Origin of the sequence: Arthrobacter sp. NicSoilB4 (assembly GCF_019977335.1) — a bacterium.
Classification (GTDB): Bacteria; Actinomycetota; Actinomycetes; order Actinomycetales; family Micrococcaceae; genus Arthrobacter.
In genome coordinates this window covers 1,254,978-1,275,208 of sequence record NZ_AP024653.1, presented here as the reverse complement: position 1 = coordinate 1,275,208, position 20,231 = coordinate 1,254,978, and the positions used below count along the sequence as shown (strand labels likewise).

The 20,231-nt window shown below is 68.0% G+C and carries 16 protein-coding genes and 3 tRNA genes; 6 read left to right on the top strand and 13 right to left on the bottom strand.

Annotation, left to right across the window (positions count from 1 at the left end; all coding sequences use genetic code 11):
* Window positions 1–141: 141 nt before the first annotated feature.
* The 5 genes from LDO13_RS05655 to LDO13_RS05635 all read right to left on the bottom strand — a co-directional run bounded on the left by LDO13_RS05655 (window position 142) and on the right by LDO13_RS05635 (window position 4,109).
* Window positions 142–215 (bottom strand) — tRNA-Ile (locus LDO13_RS05655).
* 77 nt (window positions 216–292) lie between these two features.
* The gene (locus LDO13_RS05650; RefSeq protein WP_224049055.1) at window positions 293–1,489 is read right to left on the bottom strand and encodes a glycosyltransferase; all 1,197 of its coding nucleotides are present in this window, start codon (window positions 1,487–1,489) and stop codon (window positions 293–295) included.
* A gap of 79 nt (window positions 1,490–1,568) precedes the next feature.
* A complete protein-coding gene (locus tag LDO13_RS05645; protein ID WP_224049054.1) occupies window positions 1,569–2,498 on the bottom strand; it encodes a DMT family transporter in 930 nt (309 codons plus the stop codon).
* Entirely contained in the window at window positions 2,498–3,133 is a 636-nt protein-coding gene (locus LDO13_RS05640) for a CDP-alcohol phosphatidyltransferase family protein (RefSeq protein WP_224049053.1), read from the bottom strand. Before LDO13_RS05640 ends, LDO13_RS05645 begins: the two co-directional genes overlap by 1 nt.
* Before the next feature lie 55 nt (window positions 3,134–3,188).
* Complete coding sequence (locus tag LDO13_RS05635; RefSeq protein ID WP_224049052.1) at window positions 3,189–4,109, bottom strand: phage holin family protein; 921 nt, start codon at window positions 4,107–4,109, stop codon at window positions 3,189–3,191.
* 184 nt (window positions 4,110–4,293) lie between these two features.
* Here LDO13_RS05635 and LDO13_RS05630 point away from each other — a divergent pair, with 184 nt between their 5' ends.
* Both LDO13_RS05630 and LDO13_RS05625 read left to right on the top strand, forming a co-directional pair.
* Window positions 4,294–5,517: a multidrug effflux MFS transporter gene (locus LDO13_RS05630; protein WP_224049051.1), complete on the top strand. Its 1,224-nt coding sequence runs from the start codon at window positions 4,294–4,296 to the stop codon at window positions 5,515–5,517.
* A 1,021-nt stretch (window positions 5,518–6,538) separates the two neighbouring features.
* Window positions 6,539–6,946 (top strand): hypothetical protein, encoded by a 408-nt coding sequence (locus LDO13_RS05625; protein ID WP_346347029.1) that lies wholly within the window; start codon window positions 6,539–6,541, stop codon window positions 6,944–6,946.
* 76 nt (window positions 6,947–7,022) lie between these two features.
* Here LDO13_RS05625 and LDO13_RS05620 read toward each other — a convergent pair.
* The 7 genes from LDO13_RS05620 to LDO13_RS05590 form a co-directional block, all read right to left on the bottom strand.
* Window positions 7,023–7,095: transfer RNA gene (locus tag LDO13_RS05620), tRNA-Asn, on the bottom strand.
* Between the two features lie 136 nt (window positions 7,096–7,231).
* Window positions 7,232–7,304: transfer RNA gene (locus LDO13_RS05615), tRNA-Asn, on the bottom strand.
* Window positions 7,305–7,374: 70 nt separating this feature from the next.
* Window positions 7,375–9,348: a DNA primase gene (gene dnaG, locus LDO13_RS05610; RefSeq protein ID WP_224049049.1), complete on the bottom strand. Its 1,974-nt coding sequence runs from the start codon at window positions 9,346–9,348 to the stop codon at window positions 7,375–7,377.
* Window positions 9,349–9,400: 52 nt separating this feature from the next.
* The gene (locus tag LDO13_RS05605; protein WP_224049048.1) at window positions 9,401–10,690 is read right to left on the bottom strand and encodes a deoxyguanosinetriphosphate triphosphohydrolase; all 1,290 of its coding nucleotides are present in this window, start codon (window positions 10,688–10,690) and stop codon (window positions 9,401–9,403) included.
* Entirely contained in the window at window positions 10,683–11,864 is a 1,182-nt protein-coding gene (gene dusB / locus LDO13_RS05600; RefSeq protein WP_224049047.1) for a tRNA dihydrouridine synthase DusB, read from the bottom strand. The genes LDO13_RS05605 and dusB overlap by 8 nt, the downstream gene beginning before the upstream one ends.
* Before the next feature lie 64 nt (window positions 11,865–11,928).
* Entirely contained in the window at window positions 11,929–13,371 is a 1,443-nt protein-coding gene (locus LDO13_RS05595; RefSeq protein WP_224049046.1) for a YibE/F family protein, read from the bottom strand.
* Window positions 13,372–13,453: 82 nt separating this feature from the next.
* Entirely contained in the window at window positions 13,454–14,827 is a 1,374-nt protein-coding gene (locus tag LDO13_RS05590) for an FAD-binding oxidoreductase (protein WP_224049045.1), read from the bottom strand.
* 328 nt (window positions 14,828–15,155) lie between these two features.
* On the opposite strand from LDO13_RS05590, the gene LDO13_RS05585 reads away from it, so the two are divergent.
* From LDO13_RS05585 to LDO13_RS05570, 4 genes are all read left to right on the top strand, one after another.
* Window positions 15,156–15,914, top strand: coding sequence for an alpha/beta hydrolase (locus LDO13_RS05585; RefSeq protein ID WP_346347028.1), 759 nt, complete (start codon window positions 15,156–15,158; stop codon window positions 15,912–15,914).
* Complete coding sequence (locus LDO13_RS05580; RefSeq protein ID WP_224049044.1) at window positions 15,914–16,759, top strand: DUF1295 domain-containing protein; 846 nt, start codon at window positions 15,914–15,916, stop codon at window positions 16,757–16,759. Before LDO13_RS05585 ends, LDO13_RS05580 begins: the two co-directional genes overlap by 1 nt.
* A gap of 1 nt (window position 16,760) precedes the next feature.
* On the top strand, window positions 16,761–17,627 hold the full coding sequence (locus LDO13_RS05575; protein ID WP_224049043.1) for a lysophospholipid acyltransferase family protein: 867 nt from the start codon (window positions 16,761–16,763) through the stop codon (window positions 17,625–17,627).
* Window positions 17,628–17,769: 142 nt separating this feature from the next.
* Window positions 17,770–19,149: a TIGR00366 family protein gene (locus LDO13_RS05570; protein ID WP_346347038.1), complete on the top strand. Its 1,380-nt coding sequence runs from the start codon at window positions 17,770–17,772 to the stop codon at window positions 19,147–19,149.
* A 73-nt stretch (window positions 19,150–19,222) separates the two neighbouring features.
* Here the strand turns inward: LDO13_RS05570 and LDO13_RS05565 are convergent, their stop codons facing one another.
* Window positions 19,223–20,230, bottom strand: a complete 1,008-nt coding sequence (locus LDO13_RS05565) for a GNAT family N-acetyltransferase (protein WP_224049041.1) — start codon at window positions 20,228–20,230, stop codon at window positions 19,223–19,225.
* Window position 20,231: the final 1 nt, after the last annotated feature.

The window sequence follows — 20,231 nt, the reverse complement described above, 5'->3', positions numbered from 1 at the left end:
AGGCCGCAATCCTGTGGGTTTCCCGGCGGGATAAGGGTCACCACGCCGGTGCCGGGAAAGAAGGAGGGAGCCGCGGCCGACGTCGAAACGTCGGCCACGGCTCCCGTAGATGCGGATCCCAGGCAGGGTTCCGCGAAAATGTAGGGCTACTCGGACTTGAACCGAGGACCTTAGGATTATGAGTCCCGCGCTCTAACCAGCTGAGCTATAGCCCCATGGGCCCGGAAACCGGCCCGGCCAGGGCCGGATGGTTTCCGGGCGAAAATCACTCTAGCAATTGTAGTGGCCCGGGTCAGACCACGAGGTCGTCGTAGCTCGCGCCCCGGTAGAGATCCTCGAAGGACTGCAGGGTGCGCTCGATGCTGTGGTTCTCCACCATCCCTCTGCTTGCCTTGCCCATCGCCGCCAGCTCAGCCGCGGGGAGCGACAGGACGCGGACCATCTTGGCCGCGAGGTCGTCGCTGTCGTTGGGTGTGAAGAGGTATCCGTTTTCGCCGTCGCGCACCAGGTGCGGCAGGGCCATGGCGTTCGCCAGCAGCACGGGCGTGGAGGCGGACATCGCTTCCAGCGTCACGAGTGACTGCAGTTCAGCCGTGCCGGGCATGCAGAACAGGTCCGCGGCGATGTACGCGCGGCGGAGTTCGGCGTCGGTCGCCAGTCCCAGGAACTTGACCCGGTCCTGGAGCCCGAGTCGCTCAACCTGGGCCTCGAGGGCCGGCCGCACCTCACCGCCGCCGACGATTTCAAGATGGACGTCCAGCTCCTTGGGCGTCTTGGCAACGGCGTCGATCAGCACGTCAACGTGCTTCTCCTCGGCGAGCCGGCCGGCAAACAGCACGTTGGGGCTGCCGTGGCGCGCCACTTCCTCACCGGGCTTGAGTTCGTACGCCGCGGAGTCGATGCCGTTGGAGAGCGGCAGCACCTGGCGAAGGAACGCGTGCTGGTGCATCGCTTTCGCCGCCAGCGGCGTCGGCGTCGTAACGACGTCGGCCTGGCCCATGACCTTGCCCATGTCCTTCCAGGAAATGCGGCCCACGATGTCCTTGAACCACTGCGGGAATGGAAGGAAGGGATTCAGGTTCTCGGGCATGAAGTGGTTGGTCGCCACGATCCGGATGCCGCGCTTGACGGCCTCATAGAGCACGTGCTCGCCGATCATGTAGTGACTCTGGATGTGCACGACGTCAGGCTGGATCCGGTCGAACAGGAGGCTGATTTCCTTCTTGATCTCCCAAGGGAACGTGATCCGGAAGTACTCGTGCGTCGGAACTGAGTGGGAGCGGATCCGGTGGACTGTGCCTTCGTCGCTGAACTCGGTGTAGCTCTTGCCCTTGTCCGGGCGGCAGGCCAGGACGTGCACATCGTGTCCGCGCGCCGTCATGCCCTTCGCCAGGCGGTAGCCGAACATCGCAGCGCCGTTGACGTGGGGCGGGTAGGTGTCCGCGGCAATCAGAATGGTCAGCGGGTGCTGATGGTCAGGCATGGTCACGTGGAGAACTCCTGGTGGTCACGGTGCGGTCAGCTGGGTCTGGAGTGGCCGGCTGGCCGTCGGCGCAGGCGTACCGGGCCTACTGCTGAAGTCTGGTCTTGTCGTGGGCCGCGCGCCCCGCAGCCTTCCGCGCGTCCTTCTTGCGCTTGGTGACTTCGGGGTGGTGCCTGGACAAGGCGATCACTCCCACGATAGCAAGCAAACCGGCCGCGCCCATCGCAATTGCCGTCACGGCATGGACATCCGGGCGCAGTTCGCCGAGGATCGTGATGCCGATCCCGATGCCCACGATCGGGTCGATCACCGTCAGCCCGGCGATCACCAGGTCCGGAGGACCACCGGAGTAGGCGTTCTGGACGAACCACGAGCCAAGGACGCCGGCGGCCACAATCGCGACCACGGAATACCACGGCACGTTCAGGACGCCGAGGCCGTTGGGATCCAGCAGGTGCTTGCCAATGATCCGGGTCAGGACAGCGACAAAGCCGAACAGGATGCCCGCGCCAAGGATATAAATGAAGGCGCTCATCCGGTGCCGGAACACCAGGGCGAGCGTCCCGAACAGCCCGACAGCGAGGGCCAGCAGCAGCACCACCGTCAGCTCGTCGGAGGCGCTGACCTGATGGTTCTCCTGAGTCACGTTGACCGCCAGGATCACGAACAAGGCCGAGCCCGTAACACAGGCAGTAATGGCCACTACCGTGGCCCGGTTGATGCTCAGCCCCTGGTCCTTGGCATTGACGATCGTGGTGATGACGAGGGCGATCGCTCCGATCGGCTGGACCACGGTCAGCGGCGCCATCACCAGGGCCACCGAATTCAGCGCCATGCCCACACAAAGGAGGAGCAGACCGAACACCCAGCGGGGATTGCGGAGCAATCGGAGCATGCCATGGTTGCTGAGCGCCAGTCCCCCGGTGTCCGCCTTGACTGCACTGCCCTGGCGCTGGGCGCCGAACGCGAGGCAGAACGCGCCAAGGACGGCCAGCAATACGGCGAACCACATCATCAGCGGGTGCCGCCGTCGACGTCGGACTTGTTGCCCTTTAGCTTTTTGCCCTTGCGGACGATGGCCCAGAAGTAGTTGTACGCGGCAATCCAATGCCCTACGAGCCCCAGTCCCAGGAAGATCCAGGCGGCAACGAAATACGCATCGGCGCCCGGGACCGGAAGTGCCGAGAGGACCAGCAGGGGTGTGCCGACCAGCAGCAGCGCCGTCCGGATCTTGCCGATTCTGCTGACAGGCAGGTCGGGGTGGCCGTGGAAATAGTAGAGCGACAGGCCGAGCAGGATGGCGTCCGGGATGAGCAGCGCGGCGAGGTACCACCACTCGACCACTCCGGCGATCACGAGCGTGACGGCGACCGCGATCAGCGACAGCCGGTCGGCGATGGGGTCCATGACGCGGCCCAGGTTGGACATTTGGTTGAACCGGCGGGCGACGTAGCCGTCCACCCAGTCGGTGCTGCCCATGATCGCCAGGACCAAGGCGGCGTAACCGTATTCCTGAACCCCAAGGACGAGCCAGACGAAAAGCGGGACGCCGAGGAACCTCACGACGGTCAGGACGTTGGGGATGGTGAAGATCCTGTCGTGGTGTATCTGTGCCTGACCAGGCCGGGCACCAGCGCCAATAAACTTCATCCAGTCCCCCTTTCCGTGGCCGGCAACGATTGGGCGTTGCAGTTCAGCGGGCTGCCTAGCCCTTGAGGAGTTTGCGCAACAGGAACACGAGTGCCGCGGCCGAGGCGGTGAGCGCGACGAGCGGCTTCCATCGCTCACTCAGCTGGCCGCCCACTCCGGCATTGTCGGCAGCCGCACTGTCGGTGGCGGCCCTGTCCATGGCGCCGGCCGACGCCGCCGGACGTTTTGCGGCGCGTGCTGCGGCGGACCGGAAACCGGCGACCTTGCCGCTGACCTGTTCCTTGCCGCCGTGCAGCTTCACCTGGGCGGCCGCCAGAAGCGCCTGGGCCTGGGTCTTGACGTCGAGTTCCTCGTTGAGTTCATCGCGGACCGAGGTGAGGTGGGTGCGGCGTTCGTCCAGCCGGCGTCGCAGTTCCGCTTCGGTGGGCGGCGGACCGAAGTCCGGCTCGGCGGCCTTCTTGGCTTCCTTCTCAGCCTTGGCCTTGGCCTCGGCCTCCGCTTTGGCGGCCTTGGCTGCCTTGTACTGCTCGGAATTCGGGTCCAGCACGGCGGGATCGAAGGCGGAGCCCTCCTTGGCGATGCCCAGGTCGTACTTGAGGCCACGGATGGTGTCCTCCGGAACCAGCGGCATGGCCTTCTTGAACTTGCCGACCCCCACCAGGCCCGCGATCGCTGCGATCAGCAGGAAGACACCGCAGACCAGCAGGGCCGCGAGCCACGCGGGCATGATCGTGGCGAGGCCCATGATGGCGGCAACGATGAGGCCAACGACCAGGAAGGCGACAAAGAGCAGGGCGACGGCGAGGATCGCGGCGGCAACGCCGACCTCGATGCCCTTGCGTTTGAGCTCGACCTTGGCGAGGGCAATCTCGTCGCTGAGCTGCCGCGGGGCCAGCTTGAAGATCAGTTTGAGGGTTTTGGGCAGCGTGGAGATGCGCAGCCCCCCGCTTGTGCCGCCGCTGTGACGTCCGCTCATCGGTCCCGCCTAACTGGTTACATCCGTGATTCCGCGTTCGCGGCCTTGCCGGTCTGCGCAGCTTCACGCACACCCCGGTGTCAAAACTACCATTCAGGCTCCGGGCAGGGGCGCGGCGGCGGGCTGTGGCGCGCCCCCTGCCGCACGCCTGATCGGCTGGGTGCGGGCCCTAGGATTGACCTCTGTGACTACACCCACCAATCCCGGCGATTCGCTGAGCCGCCGCCGCAAGCTCCTCTACATTCTGATGCTTGGCGCCCTCACCGCTCTGGGACCGTTCACGGTGGACCTGTACCTTCCGGCCTTCCCCGCCCTGGAGGAGAGCCTGGGCGTCTCCGAGGCGGCCGTGCAGCTGACGCTGACCGGCACGACGATCGGCTTTGCCTTGGGCCAGCTCGTGGTGGGTCCGCTGAGCGACAAGTTCGGACGGCGGATGCCGCTGATCCTTGCCACCGCGGTGCACATCATGGCCTCCCTTGGGGCGGCCCTGTCGACCGACATCACGGCTCTGGGCATCTTCCGGGTGCTGATGGGTATCGGCGCCGCGGGAGGCGGTGTGGTGGCCATGGCGATGGTGCGGGACCTGTTCAGTGGATTCGCGATGGTGCGGATGTTCTCGCGGATGGCCCTCGTTAACGGGCTGGCACCGATCCTCGCGCCGGTGATCGGTTCGCAGTTGCTGCTGTTCATGCCGTGGCCCGGGATCTTCTTCTTCCTTGCCGCCTACGGGACGTGCGTCCTGATTGCTGCGGTGTTCGTGGTGCGCGAGACGCTGCCCCGCGAACTCCGTGGAAAGTCCGGCATGACCGCCCGCCAGCGTTACGGCGTCCTCTTCGCGGACCGGATCTTCGTTGGGCTGCTGCTGGTGGGCGGAATGAACTTTGCCGGGCTGTTCACCTACCTGTCCGCGTCGCCGTTCCTTTTCCAGGACGTCTACGGTTTCAGCCCGCAGCAGTACGGCCTGCTCTTCGGCGTGAACTCGCTGGGCATCGTTGCAGGCGTGCAAACCAGCTCGAGGCTCATCCGGAAGGTCCCGCCGCAGTGGATCCTGGCGTGCTCCACGGCGTGGATGTTCCTGATGGCCGTGTTGATCGTGATCTTCGACCAACTGGGCTTTGGACTGTGGGGCGTGATGGTGCCGCTGTGGTTCTACATCCTCGGCGCCGGCTTCACGTTCCCCTGCGTCCAGGTGCTGGCGCTGGCCAAGCACGGCGCACAGGCCGGCACCGCGGCCTCCCTGCTGGGCGCCGCGACCTTCTTGATGGCAGGCCTCATCTCGCCGGTGGTGGGCTGGCTCGGCGTCAGTTCCGCCACTCCGATGGGCGCCGTCCAGGCCGCGTGCATCTTCCTGGCCGCGGCCGCCCTCTGGCTGGTGGTCAGGCCCCGCACCGTCCCGCCGATCCAGTAGCCCGGCACCCCCGGCCCGGGGGCCGCGGTGCATGTCCGCGACGCAGCGGCACCTGGTCCACACCCTGTAGCCCGCACCCACCCGCCGCGGGACATGTCCAGTCATAGCGCTCACGGATCGGCATATGGGGATTGTGTCCACTCGCCAACCCCAGCGCGGGGCATGTCCGCCTGCACGCCAAGGAGTGCGTAGCGCGGCAACACCGATCCGCAGACCCGGCCCAGGCGCTCCTGCGCGGATATGGGGCGGCAACACCGATCCGGAAACATGGTCCAGGCTGCGCTCCTGCCCAGTCATGGAGCGGCAACACCGAGCCACAGTCCCGTCCAAGCGCTCCTGCCCAGTTACACGCCCTGCGACCCCTCCGGGCGCGACTTAACTCCGGACTCTCGCGGGCGGATCCACGGGCGCCCAGCAGTAACTGGGAAGGAGCGTCAGGCCACGGGACCTCGGCGGGGGCTCATCTCCTTTTAGCTGGACCAGGCAGCCGGCAGCCCAACTCGCCAGGGGACATGTCCAGTCTTAGCGCTCACGGATGGGCACATGGGGACTGTGCCCACTCGCCAACCCCAGCGCGGGGCATGTCCGCCGCCCGCCGGGGAGTGCGCCGTGCGGGGACGCGAGCCGCAGACCCGGTCCAGGCACCCCTGCCACGGGGAGCGGCAACACCGAGCCGCAGACCTAGCCCTGGCGCTCCTGCCCAGTTACACGCCCTGCGAGTCCCCCGGACGTGCCGGAACCCCGGAATCTCGCGGGCGGTTCCACGGGCGCCCCACAGTAACTGGGAAGGAGCGTCAGGCCATGGGACCCCGGGGGGAATGTCCCCCTTTCGGCTTGTCCAGGCAGCGTGCAGCACACCTCCCATGGAGGGACATGTCCAGTCGCCGCGGCCAGGAGTGGGCACGTAGGCACTATGTCCATGCGCCAGCCTCAGCGCGGGGCATGTCCCCTCGGGGCGTGGCCTGCGGCAGGTGCCTACCGGCCCTGTTCCCGCCCCACCCCGGGCGATAAAGTTGTAGATGTGCCCCACTGGCAGGATCCTCCGCCCCTACCCGCCACGTGGCAGCGGTGCGACTCCGGCATTCTGCCACTGTGGTGGGATCGCTTGTGCAGTCAGACCAGCCAGCAGTCGGCGGCCCTCTTCGCGGCCGGGCTGTTCACCGAAGACCGCCGGCGCCCGATCGCCCAGTGGTACAACCCGGCCTACGATTCGGCCCTGCTGGTCGCCCCCGAGACCTCCCCCGAGTGGCCGGTGCAACGCTTCGGCATCTTCTACGCCCCGCCCGGCGGCGGCTTCACCCAGATCCACTCCGCCCCGCACGAATGGCACCCGCGCGAGCCCCGCAAGTCCCCCACCGAGTTCGAAGCCTTCCAGGGTGCCGTGGCGGAGGCCGAACGCTTTCTGCAGGTGGAGATGTACTTCGTCTGAGGACGAACCGAGACGCCGTAAGAGGGCACAAAAAAGGTCCCGCAGCCGGTTATTCACCAGCTGCGGGACCTGTCCGCTCCTCCTGCTGGACTTGAACCAGCAACCCTTCGATTAACAGTCGAATGCTCTGCCAATTGAGCTAAGGAGGAATGAAGCAGGTATGACATTAGCAAAGGTTTTGCCGCTTAGGAAATCGGCTGCGTTTCCTCCCCACCGACGCCCCGAGATACCCCCTCCGGGTATAAAAAAGTCCCCGTCCCGGTAACCCGGAACGGGGACTGCGCGCTCCTCCTGCTGGACTTGAACCAGCAACCCTTCGATTAACAGTCGAATGCTCTGCCAATTGAGCTAAGGAGGAATGAAGCGGATATAAGCCTAGCAAACACCCGGCCGGGAAGTGAAATTGAGCGGACCAACGGGCCGGACAGTCAGGCCTCCGAGCGCAGGGACCTCCGCTGCATCTCCAGCTGCATCAGTTCCCGGTTCAGCCGCTGGAACTCCTCCGGGTCGGAGGAAGCGTCCAGCCGCTGCAGCTGTCCCATCTTTTCAGCCTTGACCCTGGTGATCTGCAGTTCGAACAGGCGCGCCAGGATGTCCCGGCAGTAGCGCAGGACGCCGTCGGCGGTGCTCGCCGGCAGCGGCACGACGGCCAGCTCGGACACGAGCGGGCGCAGCGGCTCGGGAACCTCCTGCAGTAACTGCTCAACCCAGCGCACGGGGTCCCCCGTGAGCGCCAGGCCGCTGGCCCGGATGGCCTCGTGGATGGCCAGGTACGCCGGCGTCGAGAACCTCGCCTCGGAGAACCGCTGCCAGGTCTCACCCTCCAGCATCCCGGGCTGCTGCAGGGCAACCTCCAGCGCCTGCCGTTCCATCGCGGCCACGGGGTCCCGCGGGTCGGGCCGGTTGAAGGACGGCAGGACCGGCGACGGCGGCAAGGGCGCAACTCCGGGCGCGGATCCCCCGCCGGAAGGCGCGCCGTATCGTGCACCATATCCCGAGTCCTGCCCGCGGCCCGGGCTGGTGCCCTGCGCCTGGTACTGGCCGGAACCTGCACCAGCCGACGGCGGCTGGGCCGCTCGCTTGGCGGCTGCGCCCACGGCGCGGCTGACTTCCTCGACCGGCATGCCCAGCCAGCCGGACAGTTCCCTGGCGTAGGCGGGACGGATGCCGGCGTCGCGGATCTGGGCGACAACCGGGGCGGATTCCCGCAGGGCGGCGATGCGTCCCTCGACGGTGTCCAGGTTGTGCCGTTTCAGGGCGGCCCGGATGGCGAATTCGAACAAGGGACGGCGGGTGCCGATCAGGTCGCGGACGGCGGCGTCGCCCTTGGACTGACGCAGCTCGCAGGGGTCCGCACCGTTGGGCTCCACGGCAACGTACGTCTGCGCGACGAAGCGCTGGTCCTCCTCGAAGGCCCGCAGGGCCGCCTTCTGGCCGGCTGCGTCGCCGTCGAAGGTGAAAATGACCTCACCGCCGCTGCCGTCGTCCGAGAGCAGGCGGCGGGCAATCTTGATGTGCTCGGTGCCGAACGCCGTGCCGCAGGTGGCGACCGCCGTCGGGATCCCGGCGAGGTGGCAGGCCATCACGTCGGTGTAGCCCTCCACAACGACGAGCTGGCGGTCCTTGGCAATGTTGCGCTTCGCGAGGTCGATCCCGTAGAGGACCTGGGACTTCTTGTAGAGCGCGGTCTCCGGAGTGTTGAGGTACTTGGGGCCCTGGTCGTCCTCATAGAGCTTGCGGGCGCCGAAGCCGATCGTGTCCCCCGCGATGTCCCGGATGGGCCAGATCAGCCGGCCCCGGAAGCGGTCGTAGATCCCCCGGCCGCCTTCGGAGAACATGCCGGTGAGCTTGAGTTCGGGATCGGTGTAGCCCTTGCCGCGCAGGTGCTTGAGCAGGGAATCCCAGCCCTGCGGGGCGTAGCCGACGCCGAACTGGTCGGCCGCGGCGCGGTCGAAGCCGCGTTCGTGCAGGAAGTTGCGGCCCTCGGTGGCCCCCGGGGTCAGCAGCTGGGCGCGGAAGAACTCATCCGCGACCTTGTGGGCATCGAGCAGGCGCTGCCGCCGGCCGACGTCCTCACGGTTCGGGCCGGTACCGCCGTCCTCGTACCGGAGCTCGAAGCCGATCCGGGCGGCCAGTTTTTCGACGGCCTCGTGGAACGACGTGTGGTCAAGTTTCTGCACGAAGGAGATGACATCGCCGTCCTCGCCGCAGCCGAAGCAGTGGTACCTGCCCACCTGGGGTCGGACGGTGAACGAGGGCGAGCGCTCGTCGTGGAACGGGCACAGGCCTTTGTAGGAGCCCAGCCCGGCGCCCTTGAGCGTCACGTAGCCGTCGACGACTTCCTTGATGTCCGTGCGCTGGCGTACTTCGTCGATGTCTTCACGTTTGATCAGGCCGGCCACAGTGCCATCCTAGTACCCCGGTACGACGCCGAAGGGCCGGTTATGGCGCCTGTCACCACAGCGACGGCAGGCTGCCCACGAGCCGCTCGTACATGGCCAGCGCGGAACCGTCGGTCAGCGACGCGACCTGGTCGATCACGACACGCAAGCGCGCGCCGTCGTCCGCCGCGTCGCGCCAGTCGGCCGCGAACATCGGCTCCAGGTGGCGGTCGCCGGTGGCGCTCAGGGCCGTGACAAGGGCGTGCAGGACCTCGCGCTGGCGTTCGTAGATGGGCTGCCGGTGTTCGGTGGTCATCACGAACGTGGTGGCCAGGCCCTTCATCACGGCGATTTCCATCACGGTCTCGTCCGGAACGATCAGCTCCGCGTTGTAGCGGGTCAGGTTCTCCGGGCCGTAGACGGCGCGGGTGGACGCGAGCGCACTCTGGCAGAACCGGCCGATCAGCTGGCTGGTCATGTCCTTGAGTGCCGCCATCGATTTGCGACTGCCGTCGGCCTCGCGCACCCAGACGCTCGTGGCCTCCAGCCGGGCGAGGGCCGCATCAATCGCGGCGGGGTCGTTGTGCGGCAGGTACCACTGCTTGGCGTACCCGACCACCCGGGCACGGTGGTCCGGGTTGTCCATCCAGCGGAGCTGGAAGTGCCCGGCGACGATCGCGTCCTCGACGTCGTGCACAGAATAGGAGATGTCGTCGGCGAGGTCCATGACCTGAGCTTCCAGGCAGGAACGGCGCTCCGGGGCGTCCTCGCGGATCCAGTCGAAGATCGGCAGATCGTCCTCGTAGGCGCCGAATTTGCTGGTCCGCTCACCATGGATGACGGGCGCGTTCGCGGCGGACCACGGGTACTTCGCGGCGGCGTCGAGGCTCGCGCGGGTCAGGTTCAGGCCGGCCGGGCGCCCGTCCGGGGCCACAACCTTGGGCTCCAGCCGGGTGAGCAGCCGCAGCGTCTGGGCGTTGCCTTCGAAGCCGCCGATCGCGTGGGCGACCTCGTTCAGGGCCGATTCGCCGTTGTGGCCGAACGGCGGGTGGCCGAGATCGTGGCTGAGGCACGCGGTGTCCACAACATCCGGGTCGCAGCCAAGGGCGCGGCCCAGTTCGCGGCCCACCTGGGCCACCTCGAGGCTGTGGGTGAGGCGGGTCCGGACGAAGTCGTCGGTGTCCGGGGCCACAACCTGGGTTTTTGCCCCGAGCCGGCGCAGGGCCGAGGAGTGCAGCACGCGGGCGCGGTCGCGTTCGAAGTCGGAGCGGTACGTGGACTTGGCCGGTTCCTCCACCCAGCGGGCGGAGTCGCGGGCCACGTAGCCGTCCAGCACGGGTGCGGTGGTCCTGGTTTCAGCCACCGGAAACGTCCAGTTCCGCGTGGCAGATCTCGCGCGACTGCTCGGCGTCCATGTTGCGGTCCAGCAGCCAGTCCTTGGGAAGTGCGGGTTTCTTCGGCGAGCCCGCGCGGCCGCGGGGGCCCTCGGCGTCGACGCCGGGGTACGGCGAGTCGAGGTCCAGCTGGTCCAGCGTGCCGCGGAGCACCTCGAGGCTGGTCACCATCGCCAGTTTGGTCCGCAGTTCGCTGCCGACCACGTAGCCCTTGAAGTACCAGGCCATGTGCTTGCGGATCTCCCGGAGCGCCTTGCCTTCGTCGTTGCCGAAGGTCTCCACCATCAGCTCGGCATGGCGGTACACACCTTCGGCCACCTGACCCAGGCTCGGCTTGTGGCGCTCGTCGCTGCCTTCGAAGGCGGCCATGAGGTCCCCGAACAGCCAGGGGCGGCCCTGGCAGCCGCGGCCCACGACAACACCGTCGACGCCGGTCTCGCGGACCATGCGGATGGCGTCCTCGGCGGACCAGATGTCGCCGTTGCCGAGGACCGGGATGTCCGGCAGCGCCTCACGCAGCCGGGCGATCGCGGACCAGTCGGCCTGGCCGGAGTAGAACTGTGCGGCGGTGCGGCCGTGGAGGGCGACGGCGGCGACGCCGGAATCGCGGGCGATCCTGCCGGCGTCGAGGTACGTGAGGTGGTCCTCGTCAATGCCCTTGCGCATCTTGATGGTCAGCGGGACGTTGCCCTTGGAGGCCTCCTTGACCGCGGTCTGCACAATCGACGTGAACAGATCGATCTTCCAGGGCAAGGCGGACCCACCGCCGCGCCGGGTCACCTTGGGCACCGGGCAGCCGAAGTTGAGGTCGATGTGGTCCGCGCGGTCTTCCTCGACGAGCATCCGGACAGCCTGGCCGACGGTGACGGGGTCAACGCCGTAGAGCTGGACGGACCGGACTTTCTCGTCGTCGTCGTGGGAAATAATGCGCAAGGACTCCGGAGTGCGCTCCACGAGGGCACGGGACGTGACCATCTCTGCGACGTACAGGCCGCCGCCGTATTCACGGCAGAGCCTGCGGAACGCGGAGTTGGTGATGCCCGCCATGGGAGCCAGGATCACGGGGGTGTCCACCGTGAGGGGACCCAGCTTCAGGGGCGGGAGTTCCAGCTTGGGGGCGGGAGGGGTAGCTACAACAGTCACCCGTTCATTGTCTCAAATCCGGGCAAATCGGCCGGATTCGCACCGGCTATGTGGAAATCCGGTGTCAGTCGCGCGGGGCGGCGCGGCGTCCGCGGCGCCCGGCCGGCGCCGTTTCGAAGGCTTCGGCGGGCACGACGTCGTCGTCCTCCAGCCAGCGGCCCGAACCGTTCTCCGGCCTCCGGCCGGCGCCGTCCTCCGGCCAGCCGGCGGCGCCCGTGCTCCCGGAGTACCGCCGGCCGCCCGCCGGTACTTCCAGTGCCTTGACCCCGGTCGCCTTCACGACGAGTACGGCGATCAGCGTGGTGACCGGGATCGCCAGGACCAGCCCGACCGAGCCGACAAGGGTGCGGATCACTTCCTCCGAGAGCTCGGCGCTGGTCAACGCATCCCCGAGCGGCCGCTCGTAGAGCATCACGAGGATCAGCACCGGCAGGGCCGCGCCGGCATAGGCGAAGGCGATGGTGTACACGGTGGACGCGATGTGGTCCCGGCCGATCCGCATGGCGGAGGTGAACAGCTGCCGGGCGGAAGTCTCCGGGGCCAGTTCCCAGAGTTCCCACACCGCGGAGGACTGCGTGATGGTGACGTCGTTGAGCACGCCCAGGCCGGAGATGATGAGACCGCAGAGGATGATGCCGGAAATCGAGATGTTGTCCGAGATGTTCGTGAGCGTGGCGGCGTCGTGGCTGCCGACGCCGGCGAGGTTGGCCGCGTCGGTGGCCCAGGCCGCCAGCAGCGCGGTAATGGCAAGGCCGAACATCGTGCCCAGCAGCGCCGTCGAGGTCCGGGCGGAGAACCCGTGGGCGAAGTACAGCACCCCGATCATGATCACCGTGGACCCCACCAGCGCCAGCAGCAGCGGAGGCTTGCCCTCCACCAGTCCGGGCAGCATAAAGGACACCAGTACGCCGTACGCCCCCACAAGCCCGATCAGGGCGCGCAGTCCGCGCCAGCGGGCCACGGCGATCACCACGACGGCGTAGAGCACGGCAAGGAAGATGATCGGCAGGGTCCGGACGAAGTCCACGAAGACATAGGCGGGCGTGCCTTGGGCTTCGGCGCCTTGGACCTTGGAGAGGTTCAGGTAGCGGATATTGTCGCCGGCCTTCACTCCGTGGGACTTGGCGATGTCGGGGTTGATGACGACCTTGACGGGGTTCCCGCCCTTGTCCGGGTCCGTGAACGCAAAAGTGCACTGCGATCCCTGTTGCGCGGCAGCGTCCGTCCCGGCCTGTCCCTGCTGGAGCGCGTCCATGCAGCTGCCGGTGGTAACGCGCTGGATCTTGCCCGTATCGAACGTAACGCCCGGCGCGGCCGCGTAGGGGCTCGCCAGTGTGATGCCCTCTTTGCTGCCCGAGGGCCACAGCAGCGCCATCGCCACGAGCGTGAGCAGCGTCAGCGGGATCAGGATGGCGGCCAGGATGAGGTTGGCTCGCTTCCGTGCCGCGAGCGCCCGGGGCGTCGGGTCCGTGTGCCCTTGCGGTGCGTGTGAATGACCGGCGCCCATCAGCAGTTCAACCTCATGCCGAAGACTTTACGGGGTTCCGCGGCTCCGGCCGGACGCATGACATGCCGGAAACCCCGCAAGGCTACGCCGGCAGGATGTTCTGGTTCACGTGGAAGAGATTCTGCGGATCGTACTTGGCCTTGACCTCCCTCAACCGCTTGTAGTTCGGCCCGTAGTTCTCCGCGACTTTGCCCAGGTCGTCGCCGTCCATGAAGTTGATGTAACCCGCCGTCTCCGAGTACGGCTGCAGCGCGGCCGCGTACTCCCGGACCCAGGCGATGTTCGCTTCGGTGTCCCCTGGGTCCTCCCAGTGGCACGCTATGACCGGAGAGAACCTGGCGTTCCTGTTGGGGAACGCCGTGTCCGTGGCTCCCACCCGGTGCACGGCCCCGTCGATCGGGTAGATATGCACGGCGGTCTGCACCGTGGGCACCCGGCGGCCGAACTCAAGATGGGCGTTGATGGCTCCGTCGTTGAGCTCGGACAGGAAAGCCGCTTTCCAGTAGGCCAGGAGCCCCTTGGGATACATCCCGTCGAAGGCCGAGTTCAGGGCCGGATAGGGCATCGGCCCCACCATGGACCCTGCGAGCGGCGCGGCGTCGAGGAACGGTTGCCAGCGGGCCGGCCCTTCGGCCGGATCGCCCGTCCACATGCCGACCACAATGCAGACGGGCTTCCCGTGCCATTCCTCCGGAAGGAACGGGACGGGCGGCCCCTGGTGGAAGGCGAGGAACGCGCCGAACTCTTCAGGCGCTGCCGCCATGTGGTCACGATAAAATTTCGCAACCGTTTCGGCGTGCTCTGCGGGGTAGATGATGATGCCGGCGTGGACCATGTCCACTGGATGCAGCCGGAATTCCAGCGAGGTCACGACGCCGAAGTTTCCCCCGCCGCCGCGCAGCGCCCAGAAGAGATCCTCGTTCTCGGCTTCACTGGCCGTCAGGAACTTTCCCTCGGCGGTGACGACGTCGGCCGAGAGTAGGTTGTCGCAGCTGAGTCCGTACTTGCGGTCAAGGTAGCCGATGCCACCGCCGAGGGTCAGCCCCGAAACCCCGGTCGAGCCGACGATGCCGCCTGTGGTCGCGAGCCCGAAGGCATGTGTGGCGTGGTTGAAGTCCGCCCACGTTGCTCCGGCCTCGGTCCTGGCCGTTTTGCCCGCCGGATCCACCCGGACCCCGCGGGTGTGGGCAAAGTCGATGACCAGGGCGTCATCCGCCGTGCCAAAACCCGGCCCGCTGTGCCCGCCGCCGCGGACAGCCACGGCCAGGCCGTTGTCCCGGGCGAAGCTGACGCCCGCAATCACGTCTGCCACCTGGGACACACGGACCACTGCTGCCGGCCTTTTGTCGATCATGCCGTTCTGCACTGCCCGCGCCTCGTCATAGTCCGCATCGCCGGACGTGATGACCTGCCCGCGGACTTGCTCGCGCAGGCTATCGAAGTTGGTTGCATTCATTTTTGTACCGTCGATTTCGTCGTGATTTCCGACCCGGACGGTGGTTGTGCTCCCAGCCGGCATGACGCCCGGAGGCTTACGAGCACAAGGCTTACTCCTCCGCCCGGGACCCGTCAAGGGGTCCGGACAGGCACCCGGTCAGTCCGCGGCGCGGAACACTGGCACGGGCGGGGCGCCCGCCCCATCTTTCCCGGACTCTGCTCCGAATGTCCTGTGGACATGTCCCCCGCGAACCGAGGGGGAAGTGCCCGTCCCTTAGGGGAAGGCTTGAACCGCGGGCACTGCGCCCTATGGTTGGAATTGACGGATGAGATGTGGAGGACACAGCGTGGCCAGACGCAAGATGGACGACCGTGAACCTGCGGCTGCGGGAGCCGGGACGGCTGCCAGGGCCGTGTTGAATATTGCCGCGGCCACCGGGGAGACCCGGGCTGTGGCCCTGGTCCTGCACGGCGGCCGCTCGGAGAGCTACGAATCCGTCCGCGGCCGGCATCTCAGTCCTGCCCGGATGCTGCCCTTCGCCCGGGCCCTCCAGCGTGGCGGCGGAAGCGACGGTTTGGCCGTCTGGACGCTCCGGAACCGTTACCGGGGCTGGAACGGGGCTGAGATGTCCCCCGTGCAGGATGCCCGCTGGGCCCTCTCCCACATCAGCCGCGAGCATCCGGGGGTCCCCGTCTATCTCCTCGGCCATTCGATGGGCGGCCTGACCGCACTTTGCGTCGCCGACCACCCGCAGGTGGAAGCCGTCGTCGCCCTCGCGCCCTGGCTCAACGGCGAGACCCCGGTAGACCGCGTGGCCGGCCGCCGCATCCTGATTGTCCATGGCACCGACGACCGCTGGACCAGCCCCGCGAAGTCGCTCGCTTACGCACGCCGGGCCGACGGCGTCGCGGAGTCCGTGGATTACGTCGCCCTCAAGGGGGCGGGACATTTTATGTTCCGCCGGGTGGGTCTGTGGAACTCGCTCGCGAACGGCTTCATCCTGGATGCATTCACCGGCAGTTCAGGCCGAAGCGCCGATGACGGCGCCGGCGCATTCCGCAGCCTGCTTCCCGCCGCCGGCGCCAGCCTCCCGGTGGTGCTGTGATGCCGGACTTTCCGCTGAACGCCTTCCTGGCCAGCCTCCCGTGGGTGGCGGCGGGCCTCGTGCTGCTGCTGGCCGTCACCTACGCCATCGCGGTCCGCCAGAGCCGCCACTCCGTCATCGACACCGTCTGGGGCCTGGGCTTCGTGGTGGTGGCCGTCATCTCCTGGTTCCTCTCCGCCGGACACGGCGACGGCGGCCGGCGCCTGCTGCTGCTGGCGCTCGTGGCGGTCTGGGGCATCCGCCTCGGCCTCCACATCGGGCTCCGGGCCCGCGGCGGCCACGAGGATCCACGCTACGTGGACTTGCTCTCCTCCGCCCCCGGGTCCCGCAACGCCTACGCGCTGCGCAAGGTCTACCTGCCCCAGGGCGTGATCCTGTTCTTCGTCTCGCTCACGGTCCAGGTGGGGATGTTCAGCACCGGAAGCCTCGGCTGGCTGGCGTGGCTGGGCGTCGTGTCCTGGGTGGTCGGCTTCGTCTTCGAGACGGTCGGCGACTGGCAGCTGGCACAGTTCAAGTCCGACCCCTCGAGGCGCGGCACCGTGCTCGACACCGGGCTCTGGCGCTACACCCGCCACCCGAACTACTTCGGCGACGCCGCCGTCTGGACCGGAATCTTCCTCGTCGCCGCTGATTCCTGGCCGGGGGTCCTGACAGTCCTCTCCCCCGTGCTGATGGTCTGGCTGCTCGCCGGCAAGTCCGGCAAGCCGCTGACCGAAAAGGCCATGTCCGCCCGCCCAGGCTACAAGGAGTACGTCGAATCCACCTCGGGGTTCCTGCCGCTGCCGCCCCGCAAGCCCCGCAGCGGCGGACACCAGCCGGGCGCACACCGGCAGCGCGGAGGCTAGCATGCCCTGGCGCCCGCCGCCCAGCGACCGCTTCTACCGGGTCATTGTCCGCACCGGCCTGGCGCTCCGCGGGCTGTTCCGGATCAGGGTCATCGTCACCGGGCGGGAGCACCTCCCGCCGCCGAAGCCCGGCAGCGGGCCGCGGAGCGGACCAGGCAGCGATGCCCCGCACGGGACATCCCGCGGCCCGTCCCGTCGGGTCGTCCCGGGCGCCGGCGCCGTCGTCGCGATCACGCACTTCGGCTACCTCGACTTCGCGTTCGCCGAACTGCTGCTGTGGTGGCACGCCAGGGCCCAGATGCGTTTCCTGGTCACCCAGGGCGCGGCTGACCACTGGTTTGCCGGGCCCGCCATCAGCGCCGCCGGGCACGTCGTGGTCGGCTATGAGAGCGGAACACACGCCTATGACGCCGCCGTGCAGAAGCTCCGCGCGGGCGAGTACATCGCGATCCTGCCGGAAGCCGGGGTCAGCCGCAGCTTCCGGGTGCGCGAATGCAAGACCGGCGCCGTGCGGATGGCCGCCGAGGCCGGGGTGCCGGTCATCCCGGTCTCCGTCTGGGGCGCCCACCGGCTGATGACCCGCCGCCACGGCTTCTCCCCGGCCCGCGCCTGGCGCGCCCCGGTGCGGATCCACGTGGGCGTACCGGTGACCGTTGACCCGTCCCGGGATGCCGCGGCCGCCACCGAGGCGCTGCGCGAAACCCTCCAGTTGGGGATCGACGCCTGCATCGCGGACTTCCCGCTGAAACCGGCCCCGGGTGCCTGGTGGATGCCGGCGGAACTGGGCGGCGGGGCGCCCAGCGAGGAGGAACGGCAGCGGCTGGACGAGGCCGAAGGCCCGCGGCGCGCAGGCGGCCGGCGCCGATAAGCCCGGTTACCGCGATCGTCTTGACTAAACTCCATCGGGTACAAAATCGCACTCAATGGAGAGGTACTCCTCTGTGGCAAACACAGTCCTGACGAAAAGCGGAATCGGCGAAGAACGCGGTCTCGCCCGAATAGCCCAACGGATGGCGGCGTGGACCGAGAAGTGGTTCCCCGATGCCTACATCTTCGCCCTGGCCGGCGTCATCATCATCGCCCTGGCCGCCCTGGCCATAGGCGCCTCGCCCCAGTCAATCGCCGATTCCTTCGGCAACGGGTTCTGGGACCTGACCGCCTTCACGCTGCAGATGGCCATGGTGGTCCTCACCGGCTACGTCGTGGCGACCTCCCCGCCCGTGGCGAAGCTGATCAACCGGCTGGCCCTCGTTCCCGCAACCGCCCGCACCGCCGTGAGCTTCGTGGCGCTGATGTCGATGTCGGTGTCCTTCCTCAACTGGGGCCTCAGCCTGATCTTCGGCGGCCTCCTAGCCCGGGCCATTGCCCGCCGCAAGGACCTGACCGTGGACTACCGGGCCCTGGGTGCCGCAGCCTTCATGGGCCTCGGCGCCGTCTGGGCGCTCGGCCTGTCCTCCTCCGCGGCGCAGCTTCAGGCCACCGCGGCCTCGCTGCCGCCGGCCCTGCTGAAGATCACCGGCATCCTGGACTTCGGCACCACCATCTTCACCTGGCAGTCACTGCTCACCCTGGCCATCCTGATGGCGCTCACCACGGTGATCGCGCACTTCTCGGCACCCCAGGGCGGCGCCATCCGCACCGCGGCGGACCTCGGCGTCGACCTCGACGACGAACCCAGCGAACCGGAGCCGCGCTCCCGCCCGGGCGAATGGCTCGAATACAGCATGATCCTGCCGATCCTGGCCGGCCTCCTGACGCTCGGCTGGCTGGTCTCGCAGTTCCTGACCAAGCCCTTCCTGACCGTCGTGAGCAGCCTCAACGGCTACCTGCTGGTCTTCCTGATCCTTGGCCTGGTGCTGCACGGCACCCCGCGGAACTTCCTGCAGGCCGTCACCAAGGCCGTGCCGGCCACCGCCGGCATCCTGGTCCAGTTCCCGCTCTACGCCGCGATGGCCGCGATCCTGACCAAGGCCACCGGCCACGGCGGCATGACCGTCTCCGCGCACCTGGCCGAGTTCTTCACCGAAATTGGCAGCGGCGGCGGCTTCGCCGTCGTCATCGCGCTCTACACGGCCCTGCTGGGCCTGCTGGTCCCTTCCGGCGGCGGCAAGTGGCTCGTGGAAGCGCCGTATGTGATGCAGTCCGCCACCGATGTGCAGATGAACCTCGGCTGGACCGTTCAGATCTACAACATCGCCGAGGCCCTGCCGAACCTGATCAACCCGTTCTTTATGCTGCCCTTGCTGGCGGTGCTGAGGCTGCGGGCCCGCGACCTGGTGGGCTTCACGTTCCTGCAGTTCGTGTTCCACCTGCCGGTGGTGCTGCTGCTCGTCTGGCTGCTGGGGATGACGTTCGACTTCGTTCCGCCGGTGGTGCCGCCGGCCAAGTAGCCTTCAACGCAACTGACCCGCAGCTGTGGCCGTTAATCACGGCCACAGCTGCGGGTCAGGTGGGTTAAGGGACCTACGCCGGGTCGGAGACGATCAAGGTTTCCGCGCCGGCCAGCCGGGCCTTGCCGGTCTCCAGCAGGGGTTCGACAACGGCGCGCAGCGCCTCCATCGAATCGTCCAGTTCCAGCACTACGGGGTGCTGGAACGCAATCAGCGCGAGCAGGTCCCGGACAGCGGCCTGGGCCTCCTCTGCGGCGAGTTCCGGTTCGTGGCCCAGGAACACGTCCGTGGGCTGACCGGACGCGGCCGCGCCCTCCCCTGCCGGGTGGTCCCCGGCGGGGGCCAACTCGGCGTAGCTGATGACGAAGGCCTCGAGCCGGCCCTTCCTGCTGGCCGGCACGCCCTGGCCGAAGGCGCTGGCCTTCGGGGCCCGGAGCACGATGGCGCCGTGCGCCCCGCTGAGTTCATCCAGGAACAACCGCTGGACGGTGGCAATGCTGAGCTCTCCCGGGCTGTCCCAGCCGTGCACGGCCGTGTAATAGCGGCCCACGACGTCGCTGAGCTCCACGGAGCCGGTGGCCAGGTCCTCGACCTGCTCGGCGGCGGCAGCCTCGGAACCGTCGCCGAAGACGGGCAGCCTGAGCGCCCCCGGCTCCACAACGACCAGCCGGGAACGCTGGATCGGGGCAAGCCCCGCCGCCTCGGCGAAGGCCGCGCCGGGAGTGCCCGGCTCCACCTTGGTCCGGAGCCGGGAGACGCCCGACGGCGACTGGCCGGCTTCGTGCCGGAGCATGGTCAGCAGGGTGGAGCCGACGCCGGTGCGCCGGTGGTGCCGGTCGACCTCGATGTAGGCCCAGAGCCGTTCAGGGTGCAGCGAGGCCTCGTGCACCACGGCCGCCGCGACCGGGATGGCCACGCCGTCGACGACGTCCTCGGCGACGATGCAGCGCCGCCACGGCGCGTTGCCCGAGGGTGCCAGGGTGCCGCGGAACTGCCGGGCCTGTTCGGTTTCGGGCCCGCCCCAGATTTCGAGCAGCGCGAGATCGTCGCCGTCGCGCCATTCACGGTATTGGATCGCCATG

Coding starts and splice junctions, on each gene's coding strand:
- LDO13_RS05565 (WP_224049041.1), bottom strand. CDS start 20,230: ATGGCGATCCAATACCGTGAATGGCGCGACGGCGACGATCTCGCGCTG.
- LDO13_RS05640 (WP_224049053.1), bottom strand. CDS start 3,133: ATGAAGTTTATTGGCGCTGGTGCCCGGCCTGGTCAGGCACAGATACAC.
- LDO13_RS05645 (WP_224049054.1), bottom strand. CDS start 2,498: ATGATGTGGTTCGCCGTATTGCTGGCCGTCCTTGGCGCGTTCTGCCTC.
- LDO13_RS05575 (WP_224049043.1), top strand. CDS start 16,761: ATGCCCTGGCGCCCGCCGCCCAGCGACCGCTTCTACCGGGTCATTGTC.
- LDO13_RS05590 (WP_224049045.1), bottom strand. CDS start 14,827: ATGAATGCAACCAACTTCGATAGCCTGCGCGAGCAAGTCCGCGGGCAG.
- LDO13_RS05580 (WP_224049044.1), top strand. CDS start 15,914: ATGCCGGACTTTCCGCTGAACGCCTTCCTGGCCAGCCTCCCGTGGGTG.
- LDO13_RS05595 (WP_224049046.1), bottom strand. CDS start 13,371: ATGGGCGCCGGTCATTCACACGCACCGCAAGGGCACACGGACCCGACG.
- LDO13_RS05635 (WP_224049052.1), bottom strand. CDS start 4,109: ATGAGCGGACGTCACAGCGGCGGCACAAGCGGGGGGCTGCGCATCTCC.
- LDO13_RS05570 (WP_346347038.1), top strand. CDS start 17,770: ATGGCGGCGTGGACCGAGAAGTGGTTCCCCGATGCCTACATCTTCGCC.